Annotated in this window: 13 protein-coding genes; 5 read left to right on the forward strand and 8 right to left on the reverse strand. The window is 42.6% G+C overall.

The window, feature by feature from the left end:
- Positions 1-37 precede the first annotated feature (37 nt).
- From M3629_RS16010 to M3629_RS16020, 3 genes are read right to left on the reverse strand one after another with little or no spacing between them, the layout of a single operon-like run.
- Positions 38-1414, reverse strand: a complete 1377-nt coding sequence (locus M3629_RS16010) for an ABC transporter substrate-binding protein (RefSeq protein ID WP_251508248.1) — start codon at positions 1412-1414, stop codon at positions 38-40.
- Between the two features lie 52 nt (positions 1415-1466).
- Positions 1467-2321, reverse strand: a complete 855-nt coding sequence (locus M3629_RS16015; protein WP_251508628.1) for a carbohydrate ABC transporter permease — start codon at positions 2319-2321, stop codon at positions 1467-1469.
- 50 nt (positions 2322-2371) lie between these two features.
- Positions 2372-3247: a carbohydrate ABC transporter permease gene (locus M3629_RS16020; RefSeq protein WP_154889888.1), complete on the reverse strand. Its 876-nt coding sequence runs from the start codon at positions 3245-3247 to the stop codon at positions 2372-2374.
- Between the two features lie 200 nt (positions 3248-3447).
- Between M3629_RS16020 and M3629_RS16025 the strand changes: the two genes are divergently transcribed.
- Positions 3448-4023 (forward strand): GbsR/MarR family transcriptional regulator, encoded by a 576-nt coding sequence (locus M3629_RS16025; RefSeq protein WP_251508249.1) that lies wholly within the window; start codon positions 3448-3450, stop codon positions 4021-4023.
- A 151-nt stretch (positions 4024-4174) separates the two neighbouring features.
- Here the strand turns inward: M3629_RS16025 and M3629_RS16030 are convergent, their stop codons facing one another.
- The 3 genes from M3629_RS16030 to M3629_RS16040 all read right to left on the reverse strand — a co-directional run bounded on the left by M3629_RS16030 (position 4175) and on the right by M3629_RS16040 (position 10553).
- Positions 4175-4654: a hypothetical protein gene (locus tag M3629_RS16030; protein WP_251508250.1), complete on the reverse strand. Its 480-nt coding sequence runs from the start codon at positions 4652-4654 to the stop codon at positions 4175-4177.
- A 107-nt stretch (positions 4655-4761) separates the two neighbouring features.
- Positions 4762-6180, reverse strand: a complete 1419-nt coding sequence (locus M3629_RS16035; RefSeq protein ID WP_251508252.1) for a hypothetical protein — start codon at positions 6178-6180, stop codon at positions 4762-4764.
- Positions 6181-6500: 320 nt separating this feature from the next.
- Entirely contained in the window at positions 6501-10553 is a 4053-nt protein-coding gene (locus M3629_RS16040; protein WP_251508254.1) for an S-layer homology domain-containing protein, read from the reverse strand.
- Positions 10554-11334: 781 nt separating this feature from the next.
- Here M3629_RS16040 and M3629_RS16045 point away from each other — a divergent pair.
- Positions 11335-11736 (forward strand): hypothetical protein, encoded by a 402-nt coding sequence (locus M3629_RS16045; RefSeq protein ID WP_251508256.1) that lies wholly within the window; start codon positions 11335-11337, stop codon positions 11734-11736.
- Between the two features lie 249 nt (positions 11737-11985).
- On the opposite strand, the gene M3629_RS16050 is transcribed toward M3629_RS16045, so the two are convergent.
- Both M3629_RS16050 and M3629_RS16055 read right to left on the reverse strand, forming a co-directional pair.
- Complete coding sequence (locus M3629_RS16050) at positions 11986-12561, reverse strand: hypothetical protein (protein WP_251508258.1); 576 nt, start codon at positions 12559-12561, stop codon at positions 11986-11988.
- A gap of 209 nt (positions 12562-12770) precedes the next feature.
- Positions 12771-13157: a LysM peptidoglycan-binding domain-containing protein gene (locus tag M3629_RS16055; protein ID WP_251508259.1), complete on the reverse strand. Its 387-nt coding sequence runs from the start codon at positions 13155-13157 to the stop codon at positions 12771-12773.
- 308 nt (positions 13158-13465) lie between these two features.
- Between M3629_RS16055 and M3629_RS16060 the strand changes: the two genes are divergently transcribed.
- The 3 genes from M3629_RS16060 to M3629_RS16070 all read left to right on the forward strand — a co-directional run bounded on the left by M3629_RS16060 (position 13466) and on the right by M3629_RS16070 (position 15980).
- Positions 13466-14518 (forward strand): bifunctional transcriptional activator/DNA repair enzyme AdaA, encoded by a 1053-nt coding sequence (locus M3629_RS16060; protein ID WP_251508261.1) that lies wholly within the window; start codon positions 13466-13468, stop codon positions 14516-14518.
- 46 nt (positions 14519-14564) lie between these two features.
- Positions 14565-15350 (forward strand): isocitrate lyase/PEP mutase family protein, encoded by a 786-nt coding sequence (locus M3629_RS16065; RefSeq protein WP_251508263.1) that lies wholly within the window; start codon positions 14565-14567, stop codon positions 15348-15350.
- A gap of 114 nt (positions 15351-15464) precedes the next feature.
- Positions 15465-15980 (forward strand): hypothetical protein, encoded by a 516-nt coding sequence (locus tag M3629_RS16070; protein WP_251508265.1) that lies wholly within the window; start codon positions 15465-15467, stop codon positions 15978-15980.
- Positions 15981-16066 lie beyond the last annotated feature (86 nt).

Genomic DNA, 16066 nt, shown 5'->3' on the forward strand with positions numbered 1-16066 from the left:
CATGAGAGGGGATGCAAACTTCATGTAATACAATGAATTATTTTGCAATGCGATCCAGTTCTTTCTGTGCTTTCTCTTTGGCTTCCTTCAGCGCCTGCTCTGCAGGAACATTGTTGATCTGTACTTTATCCGCTGCTTCTTTCAGGGCATCGTTAATTTTGCCGCCCGTTGGATCACGGAATGGAGCTGAAGCATGTGCTGCCTGTTGCAATGGTACCGTAATCTGTGGATGCTCTTCACTAAACTTCTTGAAGTCTGGATCTTGCTGTGCAGATTGGCGTACCGCAATGTAACCTGTGTTCATCGACCATGAAGCGGTGTTCTCGGTTTTGGAAAAATACGTCAGCCATTTATACGCTGCCTGTTGTTGCTCCGGACTAGCCGCTGCCGGAATACCTGCAAGGATTGCACTCGCTACAGGTTTACCTTCGCCAATGCCTTCCCAGCCTGGCTGTTGCATGGCCGCTACGATTTTAAAGTCCAGATCGCCTTGGTCACCACTTGAACCGGTGTATCCAGCCGCTTTATTTTTCATCACATCGTCAATGGTTTTGTACCAATACTCCCAACCTTGACCGCCATACTGGATGCCCATGATTTTGTCTTCGTTGATCCATTTGCGGAACAGTTCCCATGTCTCAATCCATTCGGGGGAGTCGATCATCACGGTTTTACCGTCATCACTGAGAATCTTGCCTCCCTTGCCCATAACCGCATCGATCATGTTGTCTCTACCCCACATCGGCTCCCAGCCATAGAAAGTGGTTTTACCATTCTCCTTCTTGGTCATCTTCGCGGCAGCCTCGGCAAATTTCTCCCATGTCGTCAGGCTTGCCGGGTCAATTCCGTTCTCTTTGAAGGTATCCATACGGTAGTACATAATTTGCGTCGTGCCATACATCGGTAAAAAGAACTGCTTCCCATCTACATTCCCTTGTTCCAAGAACGTTTGAATGAAATCATCTTTTTTGAATTCCGGATCAGCCGCGATCATCTCATCCATAGGTGCATAGTAACCTTTGCGCGCCCAGTCAATATTGGCACTCAGAACGGCAGCAGGTACTTTCTTGGACGCAATGGCCGCTTGAAGCTTCTGCTCAGTCTCGGTGTAGTCCGCTTGTACAATGCCCTTCACAACCACTTCGTTCTGCGAGGCGTTGAAGGCATCGATTTTCTTTTTCATATTGTCGCCCAGATTACCGCCCAGCCCATACCAGAACTCAATCTCTACCGGTGCTTTGGCTTGTGTGTCCGTGCCGCCGCTAGCAGCAGCCGTTGAATTTGATTCTGCCGGGGCTTGTGTCCCGCATGCAGTTATTAATGCGAAGCTTGCCGCGAGTACCAGCGACATTCCGCCTTTCCAGCTCAGCTTCATTTTCTTCTTCAAAGTCATGTCTGACTTGTTCCAATTCATTGTTGTTCCTCCCGTTTTTAGGTGACTTTTTTAGGCGAAAATGTGAAGCATATCAATTCTTGTTTACGCCAGCCGTCATGTTCACACTCTGCATGATCGTTTTCTGGGTGAACACGAAAAGAATAAGTAAAGGTGCGATGGTAAAAGCACTTGCAGCCATAATCTGCGGCCAAGCCAGTCCATAGGCACCGCCTTCCACGAAGAAACTTCGCAGCCCGGCAGATACCAGCTGTAGGTCAGGGTTTTTGGTGATAAGCATTGGCCAGAAATAGTTGTTGTACTGTTCGATGAATGTAATCAGCACCATCACGGCGAAGCTGGAGCGAACGAGCGGTGCAATAATCGTCCAGAGAATGCGGAAGTGTGATGCTCCATCCAGCTGTCCAGCTTCCACGAGTTCATGAGACACCTGCATAAAGGCCTGACGAATCAGGAAAATGGAGAACACACTGACACAGTTGGATACGATCAGACCTGTGTAGGAATCCAGCAGATTCAGCTCGCTTAACACCAGATAACCCGGCAGATACACTGCCGTGCTGGGAATCATGTACCCTACCAGAATGATGCCGGTTAACGTGCCCTTAAGGCGGAATTTCATATGAGTCAAGGCGTATGCCATCATGCTGGAGTTCACAATCTGGAGCAGACAGATCGCTATGGCGACCCCGGTGCTGTTCAGCATGTACCGTGCAAACGGCGCGGCGTTCCAGGCATCCACGTAGTTCTGCCACAGAAATGTCTCTGGCCAGAAGGTTGGCGGGAACTGCCAGATTTCATCATTTGTTTTGAATCCGCTGATTACCATCCAATAGAACGGAAAAGCAGTGGCAAGTGCAATAATAGCAAGCACCAGATAGCGAAGGATCGCACTGATTTTCACCTTTTTACGGGACAACTTCTGCATCTCCCTGGGTTTCATTTGGCTCGTTTTACTTTTGGGCATGGTCATTGTCATTAGTAGTGCACCAGGCGTCTGCCTAGCAGGAAAGACACTCCCGATAACAGCACGCAGATCAGAATAATAACTACAGCGATCGATGAAGCTTCTCCGACGTTAAACGATTCAAAAGCAGACTGATAGTACATATACAGCAAGGTTCGAGTTGATCCAGCAGGTCCACCTTGAGTCATGACGTTAATCTGGTCGTAAGCCTGTAGCGATTGAATAGTCAGAATGATCGAAAGGAAAAAGGTCGTTGGTGAGATCAGCGGCAACGTAATGCTTCTGAACTTGTCCCAAGCTCCCGCCCCGTCAATCGAGGCTGCTTCAAGCAGATCGGACGGCAGATTCCGTAGAGCTACCAGATAGAACACCATTGCCCAACCAATGGACTTCCACAAGGTTACAATTAATACAGCAACAAGTGCCCAATCCATATCGCGGAGCCATCCGATCGGTGATACTCCCACCCAACCCAGCATCAGATTGGCTAGTCCCACTTGCGGTTCAAAAATCCATGACCAAGCGATGGATACGGCAACCGTTGGTGTCACCCATGGTGAGAAGAGTAATGTGCGAAAAATACCGGATGATTTCATTTTGCTATTCATCAGCATCGCTAGTGCAAGTCCTCCCACAATCGTAGGGATCACACTCCCGAGTCCGAACAACAGCGTAACTTTCAAAGATCGATAGAATTCAGAGTTCGTTAGCAGGTACGTGTAGTTATCCAACCCAACGAACAGCTTGTCCGGGCTCATGAAGTCCCAGTCCGTAAAACTGAGATATACGATGTATCCCAGAGGTCCCAGCCAGAAAATCAACAGCGGGATTAAAGCAGGCAACGTGAATAGAACCGCCTCCGACTCCCTCCAACATTTCAAACGCAATTCTCCCACTCCTTATTGTCCAAATTTTCTTTAACAATTGGCAATTTATAGATATATATTGGCTTGTTTAATCTTCTGTACAAAAATGATTGTACATTCGAATTGAAAAATCTATTTCGGGGTTGTGTTAAAATTCGAAGGAGTCATGTAAAATATGAATATGTTCGTGGAAACGTTTATTCTATTGCCGAGGTGACATTGTGGGAAAAGAAATTGCCGGGAACCCGAATCATTTATCGTTACCTGATCGGTCTGCACTGAGGGAGAGAGTCATCGAGGCGATTGCCAATACGATGGATCTCTATGGGGTTAATCATACGTTTGGTAAATTGTATGGTGTGATGTATTTCGAAGACCGTCCGATGACGCTGGAAGAGATGAAGACCTCTATGAATATGAGCAAAAGCAACATGAGTTATGCCGTTCGTTCGTTAACCGAGTCTCAAATGATCTATAAGCTGGACGAGAAAAAGGAGCGGCAGGATCAATATGTGGCGGAGACTGACTTCTTTCGCACGTTTCAAAACTTTTTCGGATTAAAGCTGCAGCGGGAAGTGGATGTGATGCTGGAAGGCATCCGCGAGGTCATCCCTGACCTGACAACCATCATCTTATCGGAACGCACGACTGCACAAGAACGGGAAGAGGCATTACGAGATTTGCACAAACTCCAGCATGCAGAGCAATACTATGTCTGGCTTCAAGGATTCGTGGATCGGCTGCGAGAGGGTAAGCTGTATGAACAAAAATCAGAAATACCGGAACAGCAGGACTAGCCCTTCTGAGCATAGACTTAAAGATGGCGGATCTTAGCAGAATAAAATTAGCTGCAAATATGAGATTGAGATCAATCCATTATGAATAAACATATACAACAAAGAGCTGTACCCAGCCGATGAATGGCTTTGGGGACAGCTCTTTTGAAACCTACATATGTCTGAGTATAAAAGATAAACTTGGCCTTGATTCAAAATACAAATATTTGGAATCCGTTGTTTGAATGTAACATGCACCATTCCACTTATCATCTACAGGAAAAAGGATCGATGTGAATTCCACTTTTTCTGCAGAGTCATTGCCATTGTTCATCTGTATTGTAATTGGTTCATTATAGACATATTCTATGGCGCCACTCTTTTTTATATCATTGACCTCATCTTCTGATAACGGAGCATTGCCACCTGAAATCATATCTCCTTTTTCAAATACGATTAAAGAGAGAAGCTGATCAAAAAGTTGCGGATTTTCTTTTTTATTAATTGATTTCTGTTCTTCAGCGCGATAAAGATTCATCTGATCTGGCTCCCACGTCTCCCGTTCACTGATCGAATCGAGATACCATCCTAGTGTGAAGCCTAAAGCAACCGCGATGAGCAACATAATATAAACAGATTTATTAAGCTGCATCCCTTCACCTCTCATGCTTGTTTACGTTAGGTACGTTAAGCCAAAAACCGGGAATATCATTCCCGGCTTAATTATTATATTTTTTTCAAGTTACAAGTATACCATATTTATTTTGATGCCCTGTAAGCAAGGGTGAAATCTTTAGATATTGGTGTTGTCTTATTAGTCTGAGAGTTGAATACGTCAAATTTTAGTTGTAGATTGCCGGTGGTATTTTTTGAAGACCCGTTTCCTTCGTAATTAAGTACAACCTGATAAGTGAAATAATGTCCATTATCAGTTCGTCCGCTGTGATCTGTAGATTCCTCTAACTTAAATTTACTAGCCAGTTTTTCACCCGCAGCAGAGACTGGGCTTCCTGATAAGCTAACACCTTGACTGCCAAGTGTAACCTCTCCTGATGTAGATGTTGCAGTGTTTATATACCCTATTACATCATTGATTGTACTCCCATACGGAACAGCACTTAATGTTTTCTTAATAAGACTAGTAGCGATTTTATCACCAACTTTTTTCAACCCTCCATTAAAAGCTGAATTATCGTAAATTCTTCCTTGCTGGAACGTCCTAATCATAGTTGAATAATCACCTGACCCAAAGGCAATCTTTAAATTTTTATATTCGAACACATTGTTTCCATAGTATGTGTAATTTCCAACCTTAGTGTGCTCTGCAATCTTAAATTGAGCAATCCATGTGGAGTCGGATGAGGTGACATTTACATGTTTGTAGCTAAGATATGGTAAAGACCAACATTGTGTATAATCTGTCCCCACATAAAATGAAGTATAATATGTTGTAGGATTAGTCCATGTAGAGAATGAATTCAATGCCATCGGTGCAAAATCCAAATCTGTTTTCCCAGAAGCCTCTGCTATTGAGGTTTCAGTTGTTGTGATTTCCTTAACCATTTCAGGCTCTGCTAGCCCTTTGAACCAAAACATTTCTTTTTTATTGTCTTCTTTCTCGGCAAAAGAGCCCACTTCTAAACCCCTCAATGCTTCGGGTAAATCCGTCTCAAAAAGAATAATATTTTTATCGCCATCAAGTAAGTATAGTTTTAAATGAGGCTTTTCCTGTAAATCACGGTTAATTAAAAGGTTATCATTCTTGTTATCATTAAAAATCTCAAACAATAAAACCGAATATCTACCTGTTTCATCTGTCAAATCTCCCACAATACTATTAATACCATTTTGAACTTTATAACTAGCATGCAACAATCCAAACAATTGAACTTGTTCTTCACCAACAGTCACATCAATTGAAACATTTCCTCCACTTAAGATAAAATTATCGAGTTTCAAATCATAATTCTTTAGTAATTTTTGGCTCTCGAGTGATTTCCTTTTTTCCACCTGACCAACCATAGATTCATTAAAGGCATCAACTGATAGGGAAATTCCTTGGCCCCTAGTAACTACATCTAAAACTTGTGATGTATTATTTTCAGCAAATACACTTGTTTGCAGAAGTGATCCCGTTAGAACAACAACTGCCAGTATTAAGATCTTTAGCTTTCTCATACGTCACCTCAATTTTAAATTTTTAGACTCCCAACCATAAACTCGATGTTTACGAGCAGGCTTACAGCTAATTAAACATTCATTCCGATAGATTACCCCCTCTTATGTTTAACTATATAAAAATTGTTTATATTTGTAAATAATACTAAATGCTCATATTTATTTAAATATAAAGCATCATTTTATATATATTTGATTTTAAGTGAACCAGAAAATAATAAAGACTTCACCACCTATTTTCAAGGTTATTAAACCTGAAAAATACGGTGGTGAAGCCCTTTAATCACTATATAGTGTAATTGAAAAAAAAGTCTTTTTTATTACTTCTGTGCCGCAGCTTCAATATCTGCATATGCCCAGTGAGTTGCAGTCACGTCGCTAAAGGATGGCGTGGCCACTCCCGTCAGCGGTGTACGTTTGAACAGGACGTTCAGCACTTTTACCGCTTCTGCACGGGTCAGCTTGCTGTCTGGTTTGAATGTGCCATCATTGTAACCCGTCATCAGACCAGTGGACTGCACATAGGCAATCGCATCGGCTGCCCACAGATCCGCGGCTACATCCGTAAAGGAAGTGGCTTCCGGTGCTGTTTTTGTGGTATCCGTTGTTGTTACAGTGTTCGTTTGTTGCTTCTGCAACCAACGGTACGCGATTGTTGCCATCTGTGCACGCGTAATCGAACCTTCTGGTGCAAACGCTGTGTCACTGAGACCGTTCATGATACCTGCAGCCTGTGCTTTTTGAATCTCACTCGTTGCCCAATGTGTTGCGGCTACATCGGCAAAGGTTGTACCTGCCGCCGTAGCTGTTGCTGTTTCACCCGGCAGATTACGAGCTAGCATTGCAGCCATCTGTGCACGTGTAACGAACGCATCTGGACGGAAATCGGCACCGAAACCTTGGATGTATGGCTGATTTGTCTTTTGAGAGGCTTTCAGCCCATCTACGACAACCAGTGTAAACGTACTGAACTTGGTTACCGTAAACTCAATGCCTTCGCTGTTATTAGCCAGTTTCACGAGTTTGCCTCGCAACAGTTCTTTCGTACCATCACTGTGTTCAATGTACACAGCCAGGTTATCCAGAATCTGCTGACGAGCTGCCGCATCGGTTGGCAGGCTGTTGCCCAGTGGCAAAGTCAGCGTCACTTCACGGCTCTGCATATTCGTTTCGATCTCAACTGGACGAGCCAGTACACGAACATTCGTATTTGGAGCAACTTGCTGAATTACTTGCTCTTTCTTCGCCCGCTCTTCCAAGTCTTTGCGCTCGGATTCCTTTTTGAGTGGAACCACGCGGAGGTACAAGTCTTGATCGAATCCGGCAATGGACTTCGTTGGAATGGAGATTACAGCATTTTCGGTCGAAATTTCCAGTTTCATCGAACCGTCACTTAGATCTTTGACAGCTGTTTTTGGGACTTCGACCCGTGTCTCGGACACGGCATCTTTCGTATCTGGAATCACAATGCGTGCCGTATTGCTACCCAATTGTTTTGCTTTTTCAACCGATTCCTTGGCAATCGCATCTGTCATTTTGACCAAATCTTTAACCGTACCGTTGGTTTCGGTTGTACGTGTGATTGGGGTTTTGGTCAAGTTTGTGCCGTCAATACCGTTCACATCCACCACGATCTGCTCTTGCTTGGTCGTTGGTGCAGGTGTGGACGTCACTGGTGCAGATGATCCACCGCCACCGTTACCACCTGCGTTGTTGCCCGGGTTAGGTGTGGAACCATTCCCATTACCGCTGTCACCGTTGGCTGTGAAGACAATCTTTACAGCGCGTCCTGGCAACTCATCACTAAACGCTTTATGACGAACCCATACTGTTTTGTTACCGCTAAAATCCAACTTCTGAATGGAAGCCAGATCAATCCAATTCAGTTTGCCATCGAATGAAATTTCCATCGTATCATTCAGACCTGTTATTTCGTTTTTAACGTCGTTCCCTTTTACATTAGGGGCAGTAAAGAAACGATTAATTACATATTGTAAATTCCCAATATCCTCATAGCTGTCTTGTTCATCAAGTACCCATTGTGCCAATTCCTTTTGATCTTCCACGCTAAGCTCTGCTCTTTTGGACAGGTCGAGGGCACCCGTACGATTAAAATTATATTTGTCGAAGAAAGCCTCACCCTCCATTTGAGCTTCCATAGCACTTTGGAGCCACTGACTCATTGGATCAATTTTGGTGGCCTTTTCAATAGATTGATACGGAGCAGTCAAAAGCCCTAACACTACCATTGGTTCCACGATATCTCCTTGGTAGAGTCCTTCCAACTTTTCATAGGCCATCGAATACAGATATTTATAAGCAAAAACATTTTTGTCTACTTTATTAGTGAGTTTCAAATATTTTTGACCAATGCTTCCATACTCTTCTGCTTCTTGGTCGTTAAAGTACTCTGATATATCTACCATCTTTTGTGCAAGTAGATCCAGTTTATTGCTCAAAGCAGTAAGCTCCGTTTGTTCCCAAACAGATTGTGCCAACATGCCAAGTTCAATCATGAGTTGAACCTGATTTTTATTCTCGTAATCTTCACTGACGTATTGGATCAAGAATCCTGCAATGAAATCTTTAACCTGAGGATTTAAATTTTCGTAGCCGTCAGGAAATTTAATTTCTAAAGCCGGATCTTCCATAGCATCACGCATGGCTGTTTTATTTCCACTTTTCCTCGCGGCGTTCAAGACAGACAATACATTCGTGTTATTATCACTGGAGAAAAATTTGTCAAATGCGGTCTGGATTTGAACAAAGGATTCGTACCCCCCATCTGGCCGCTCCGCAATCATGTGATCTGCGAGTGCATTTGACTTTTGTATATCTTTCTTGATTCCATCTATTTTCTCTACATCTATCGGAAAGCTCATTTTAGGATGTTCTAGGTTTTTGTTGTAGTCCGCAATCTCCGATTGAATTTGTCTCAATTGGAACATCGAACCCAACATTTCATTAGTGGTCAGCGCCTTGTTAATTAAGGGGGTGAACCTTGCTTCATCATCGAGAGAAGTTAATAATTTGAATACAGACGACGGACCCTTTTTAAGTTGTAGCTCAAGCATAGCCGCTGTGATACGTTTTTCAATGCCTGAGAATTCAGAATATTTACCAACAAACTGATAAAACATACTGTCAGGGGCAGGTTGATCCAGATAGTTAACTTGTTGCATTTGCTTCGTATATAGTTCATCAAGTGAATTCATTTCATCCGGTCCACCAATGTCATGAATGAATTCAACCGCCTTTAAAGCTAGCTGCACGAGGTATTCAACTTGCGCTTTATTGGCGTACCCTTCACTGGTTGGTGGATCTAAATTAAGCATATAAACTGCGATATCATTCTGATCCTCTGAGGATAATTGCTTGAAATCAGGCGTAGCTATGAAGTTTTTATCGCTCAGTAGTTCAACAGCATCAGCTATAAAGTTGTTTGCGTTGCCTTTTGCTTCTTTTATTAATTCGTTGTACTTTCTCAGCCCTGGTTCAAAAAACGCATTAAATGCTTTTTGCACGTCGGATACTGTTTCGTAGCCATCCTGCTTGTGATCAAGCATCCATTGAGCAAGTAACTCTCTTTGGGATACATCATTTCCCACAACCATAGAGAACATCTTACTCATATCAACCGGGTAAATATGAAAATTAAGACTGGGATTTGCACTGGCAAAGCTGGAGCTCATTAAGTGATCACCAAACATCCCTTGAAGTGCCACATCCATATCCGTAACATTGTCTGCAGCGTTGATAGAATGGTAATCATTTAGCGTTTTGATCAAAGCTTGAAGTTGACCATTGTAGTTAATTGGATTTTTATATTCTCCTAAAACTGGCTCGAACATGATGAGATTAGTGAATATAAGCCTATCTACATTGCTTAATGTACTGTACTTTGCACTTGCTTCAACCATGGAACTTGCTTGATACACCGGAATAGTAACATCCGCAATACTGTAAAAAGCATATGTCTCATTCAGGAGATTCTGTACAGTTGTTGGATCTAATGTTTTAGGTAACTTGACCAAGTTCTGCATTAACATAAAAACATAATCAATTTGGCGTTGATTGCTATACTCTTGCCCGCTTGGCAAAAGTAAAATCATACCGCGAGCAAGTTCTTTTTTCTGTTCTGCATCGAGCGGATCATACAGTGTAGTTTGATCAGTAATATCTATTAAACTGCCGTCCTGAAGCATATCTTGGACTTTATTGATCGCATCATCAATGCCTTCATTCTGATTTCGAACCTGATTCAGTTTTTCATATCCTGTCAATGGATCAGCACTTGCAACTCCTCCTGCACTAACAACCTGTAGCAATAAAACTGTAGCTAATAGGCAACTTACCAACCTTTTAAAATACATTTCCCTGCTCCTCCTCATCCCATTTTCAATTGAAATTGCAGATACCCTGAGACGTAAGACCTATTTTAGAACACAACAATAAACAGATTCTAAACAAGAAATGATAATAAAAGGAAAAAAAACCACTCCATAGTTGAAAATAGAGTGGATTTCTTCATATTTTTCGTCAAAATTCATCATTTCAAAAAAAATTTAAGCGAAACTTCTTGTTAACGGTCCAGATTTACCTGATATTCACGCAGTCTCCCTTCATAAACCAGCTTCAGTTGCTCACTTTGGCAAAAATCATCCGGGGTTACGAGCATTTCGATACCTCGTTTAACCCAATCATCTCACTGGTTTCACGCATGGTGCTTGCATCTTTCTCGCTCAAGGAGTTTATGTAGCAAATAGATAATTAAGCTCTTTTCCTAGCTCTAAGCTCTATAGATTTCCATTATACTTAATGTGTTGCTTTTGAGGTTGAATAAAATATTGATTAAAATAAATTACTAATACTTATACATAAAACTTAAAAATTTAATTAAATGTAAATATATTGATATAAATGACATAATGTGATAACATTTAGATGTAAAATAAATCCAATTTTTTAAAGGTGCGTGTGCTATGAAAAATAAAATTCAGTAGTGCATCTCTAATTTACTTTCGTCTCTTGGTGGTTTTAGTTTCTAAGTAATTTTAGTTTAATGAGAATATTTTTAAGTTTTTTGTGAAAAAAAACACTTATATATCATTACTAACTTCTTTGATACCAATATGTTTAGAGGAGATGTTTGCGTTGAAGAATATTAAAAAAGTATCTATATCTAGTTTGGCTACTTTATTGATGATTCTAACACCTACACAAGCAATTTTCGCTGAAGAAGTTTTGACAAATAATACTGTTCAGTCACAAGAAACGCAGCTCTTAAGCAATGTCACTTTACAAGGAACAGAATGGGCACAAGTTGGACAAGAAACCAAACCTATTTACATGAATGGGGAGATAAAAATTGTGTTTAATGGTTCATTTGGACAATCTTGCTATGCTTACGCCGCTGATCAATATAATAATAAAACTTCCTTAGGACGAATAGATTATGATGGTTACTTAAAAGTTAAATTGTACGGTTACTACAAAATTGGATTAGACTTTATCAACCCTTCAAGTGGTGGAGCTTCTTTTTACGTTATTTATTAATAACTTCAGAAACCAAAAAGACTTCAGGTGAAAACTGGTGTCGGTACAATACCGACACCAGTTTTTTTAGTGTTTTATTTTACCTTGGAAATTTTCATCCTACCCTACTCTCAGTGTACTCATCGTAAAAATACAACTTCTAAGCAAACGATGATGAACATCAAAAAAAGCAGCCCTCTGGCTGCTTTTCCCGTTTTATATTTATCCGTCCAATGATCTATGTTTCTCCGTCTCCTGGTCGTTCTTTGTTTACTTCAACTGAATCTCCTTCTCGGACATCAGCATGTTACCCTCATCATTGGTAAAAACAAATGTGGCTTTTCCGCGTTCACCCTTCATCTCGTCCGAATAGATAAAGCCTGAAAACTGTCCATTGCCGCTAAAATAAAAGCCGTCCTCTCCGTTCCCGCCATGCTCTATCGCTTCCTGCATCGTATTCACAATCGTTACCGTGTTGGATGTCCAGCGCATTTCCGTTAGGCTGTAACCTTTGGGCACTTGTTTGATCGCAAAATCAAAGCTGTTGCCTTCACTCGGTTTATCCGATTGATCAATGACAATATCAATATCCTCTGACATTGCCGCTGCGTTAGACTGCGTCTGCATCTTGCCCTCTTCACCTTTTGCGCTATTCTGATCGTTTTTGTTTTTGGCCTCTGCATTAGGTATAGATCCCTGTCCAGCATCCTCGATCGGTTGCTTGGATTGCGGGTAAGCGTGCTCCTGTACAGACTCTTTATTATTTTTAGCACCACAGGCACTAACAACAATGACCATGCATAACACGGCTGTATACAGTGCAGATCTCTTGATCACCTGTTTCATACGCCATCTTCTCCCTTCGTTCTTCTTGCATCCTTCACACACAGATTAGAACATGAACCTTATTCATCACTACACCATATCGTCCCTCATGAAGCTCCATAATATGTAAATGACTTAAAAATACAGACTGCACCTGTTCTTTCGTAGTGATGAGTGTATGAATTTTCATGCAAAAAGAAGGGAATCAGACGTGTTATTGATACTTATGATTAATGTTGGAATTGCGGCAACTCCAGCACCTGTCCTGTCTGAATGGTACCGTGCGACAATTGGTTTGTATCTTTGAGCGCTTCGACATAAATCCGAGTATCCATCTGATCCGGTTTGTTCGCAAGAGAGATACTCCATAGTGTATCCCCCGAAGATACAACAACTTTTTCATTCAGCAGTACAGGCTGATCACCTGCGGACACCTTGAATACTACACTGCAGCCAGCAATTAATACGCTAATCGTAATGAGCAACTTAATTATCGCCGGGCGTGTGATCTGATCTCGTAGAAAGAGACTTGAATTATGTTTTTCATACGAAAATTGCGGCTTGGTTCTTAGAACCTGCTCAGGTTCATGAATGCTTTTGTACGTGGAATATTTCATTTCCATCTGACCCCCGATTGTTATCTTCCTTTTTCGTCAATCTTCAACTTACTTGCCTATATAAGTTCACTTAACAACACATTTTTTATCTCTCTGTAAAACTAAATAGGCATATAATACTACCTTTTAATCAAATACATAGGTCTATGTTATCACTTGATTCTAAACAAATTCTGAACAATGTTCGGTCTGAATAAACAAAAGATTCAATTCGAGAATAGATGCCTGATTTTCGGCGATGGGACGTGTGATTCTCTCCTATAATAAGGGAAAGATTGTGATTCTACTGGAGTAAGGACGTGCGGCTTATGATCTCTGCAGATCTAAAGGAACAGTATTACCAGGCACTGATAGCCAAGGATTCAGAATATGAAGGTTTATTCTATGTCGGTGTTAAAACAACGGGGGTATTCTGTCGTCCCACCTGCCCGGCTCGGAAACCTAAATTTGAGAACTGCGAATTTTATGAAACCGCTCAGCAAGCCCTGCTTGCGTCCTTTCGACCATGCCAGCGATGCCGGCCTTTATCTCACCCCAATCATGTTTCGGATGTGGTTCGCATGCTGGTGGAGGCGGTTGAGAAAGAACCGGAAAAACGCTGGAAAGGGCAAGATTTCAAGGCACTATCCATTGATGAATCTACTGCTCGCCGTCAGTTCAAAAAAAGATTCGGGATGACCTTTGTCGAATATGCTCGCGCGCGGCGAATGGGACTAGCACTGAAACATATTCGTTCAGGGCGCACCGTCATCGATAGCCAACTCTCGACCGGATATGAATCCAGCAGTGGATTCCGGGATGCCTTTTCAAGAATTATGGGAGCTGCACCTACACATATAGATGACGAACGAGTAATGAAGGCTGCCTGGATCGATACAAGGCTTGGTCCCATGATGGCTATAGCGGATGAGCAAGCTTTGTATTTACTCGAATTTATTGATCGCAGAGGGCTGGAACGCGAGGTAGAACGTCTGCGCAAGCGCACCCAATCTGCCATTGTACCTGGCACAACAGCACCTATACAATCCATTGAACGAGAATTAAATGAATATTTCGACGGCAAAAGGACGGCGTTCAACACGGCGTTGTTCTGTTTAGGAACACCATTCCAAAAACAGGTATGGGATGCACTGTTAGCCATTCCTGCTGGGGAAACGAGGTCTTATCAGGAGATTGCGAACGTCGTTGGAAAACCGTCTGCATGCCGGGCCGTAGCCCAAGCGAACGGTGCAAATCAGCTAGCTATTGTTATCCCTTGTCACCGTGTGATTAATGCAAGTGGTGAATTGGGCGGTTATGGCGGTGGACTGACACGGAAAAATTGGCTGCTACAGCATGAGAGACAGATGTCATTACAGTAGGAATTTACATTAGCAGCACCTATTTCTATAAAGGAAGTGAGTCAAGATGAAAAACAACCATTGTATACAGAAGGAAAAAGCTGAACAGTTTCATCGATATCATGTGAAGGGACAACCACTCGTACTGGTGAACGTGTGGGATGCCGGGAGTGCACAGACCATTCAATCTGCAGGTGCCAAAGCGATCGCTACGGGAAGCTGGTCTGTTGCTGCTGCTCATGGGGAGCAGGATGGTGAAGTTCTTCCGTTCCAGTTGGTGCTTGCTAATCTCGCACGTATAACAAAGAGCGCAGATCTGCCTGTAACCATCGATATAGAGGGAGGGTATGGCAGGTCTGTGTCAGAAGTAAAGCAAAATGTGTTGCAAATTATTGAACATGGGGCGGTGGGCATTAATATCGAGGATCAGTTGCCCTATGGCGAAGGCCTGTACAATCTTTCAGAACAGTGTCTGAGATTATCCGCTACTCGCCAAGCCGCAAGTGAGGCAGACATTCCCCTTTTTATCAATGCACGCACCGATTTATTTCTGCAAAAGGCTCCTGAAAAACATAATGAAGCGTTAGTTCGCGAAGCACTTGTACGGTCCGAAGCTTACGCGGAAGCGGGGGCGAGTGGTCTGTTCGTTCCAGGTTTACAGGATCATCAATGGATTCAGGAACTCTGTGAACGTTCACCAATTCCCATCAACGTAATGGTTACCTCCAGCGAACCTTCACCCAGGCAACTAGCCGCATTAGGAGTAGCACGAATAAGTTACGGGCCTTATCCTTATCTGCAAGTTCTGGAAAACCTAAAAGCACTTGGGCAACGTATTTTAACAGGAGCATAAGGATTATACTGATGAGGTGTGTTCATGCCACCGTCTCTCATGGACAGAGGGTAGGATGTTTCCGACCTTCACCTGTGGTATAATCCCACTACCTAACAGTAACAGGAGGCACATATGCTTAACGTTGAACAAAAGCTTGAAATTTTGGAATCGTACCCTCAGCTGCAGCGCAAAAATGTTTCTCTGGGTCGTGTGAATTTCCACTACGAGGACAGTGCCTACGAGAAAAAGATTGTAGCACTCCATATTCACCCGAACGGGAATGGTTATATCTATGCGGGGTTATTGCCGAACTACGAGACGGATGCCAAAGGGTTCGTCAATGTTCGTAATTACTCTGAAGCGGATCTGCGCACTTTGCTGGATGCAACGCTCAAAGCGATGTCACATAATCCAGACGCAGTTGAAGTGACTGAGAAGGCACCGTCCCCTAAACCATCTGCTCCGGTCACCCTGTCATCAGGCGGTGGAATCTGGATCAATGAAGAGGGACACACACTTACTTTAAAATATGACAATGACATGTGGTGTGTATATGCTGGTTCGGAGCTGGAGATGGCTTTTGAATCACGTGGCGAAGCTGGCGAGTATCTTGAAGAGGAAGGATTTAAACCGCAAGCTCAAGCTTAGCTTAAAGCACCCACCGCCAGAGAATACAAAAAACACGAGGTGAGCATACGCTCTCTCTCGTGTTCTTTTTGTTACCTTGCCGAATT

The organism is Paenibacillus polysaccharolyticus, from assembly GCF_023714295.1.
GTDB classification, from domain to species: domain Bacteria; phylum Bacillota; class Bacilli; order Paenibacillales; family Paenibacillaceae; genus Paenibacillus; species Paenibacillus polysaccharolyticus_A.

What these genes read in the sequence shown, in the direction of transcription:
- M3629_RS16040 (WP_251508254.1), bottom strand. Translation starts at nt 10,553, where the DNA reads ATGTATTTTAAAAGGTTGGTAAGTTGCCTATTAGCTACAGTTTTATTG.
- M3629_RS16070 (WP_251508265.1), top strand. Translation starts at nt 15,465, where the DNA reads ATGCTTAACGTTGAACAAAAGCTTGAAATTTTGGAATCGTACCCTCAG.
- M3629_RS16015 (WP_251508628.1), bottom strand. Translation starts at nt 2,321, where the DNA reads ATGCAGAAGTTGTCCCGTAAAAAGGTGAAAATCAGTGCGATCCTTCGC.
- M3629_RS16060 (WP_251508261.1), top strand. Translation starts at nt 13,466, where the DNA reads ATGATCTCTGCAGATCTAAAGGAACAGTATTACCAGGCACTGATAGCC.
- M3629_RS16055 (WP_251508259.1), bottom strand. Translation starts at nt 13,157, where the DNA reads ATGAAATATTCCACGTACAAAAGCATTCATGAACCTGAGCAGGTTCTA.
- M3629_RS16050 (WP_251508258.1), bottom strand. Translation starts at nt 12,561, where the DNA reads ATGAAACAGGTGATCAAGAGATCTGCACTGTATACAGCCGTGTTATGC.
- M3629_RS16035 (WP_251508252.1), bottom strand. Translation starts at nt 6,180, where the DNA reads ATGAGAAAGCTAAAGATCTTAATACTGGCAGTTGTTGTTCTAACGGGA.
- M3629_RS16010 (WP_251508248.1), bottom strand. Translation starts at nt 1,414, where the DNA reads ATGAATTGGAACAAGTCAGACATGACTTTGAAGAAGAAAATGAAGCTG.
- M3629_RS16030 (WP_251508250.1), bottom strand. Translation starts at nt 4,654, where the DNA reads ATGCAGCTTAATAAATCTGTTTATATTATGTTGCTCATCGCGGTTGCT.
- M3629_RS16065 (WP_251508263.1), top strand. Translation starts at nt 14,565, where the DNA reads ATGAAAAACAACCATTGTATACAGAAGGAAAAAGCTGAACAGTTTCAT.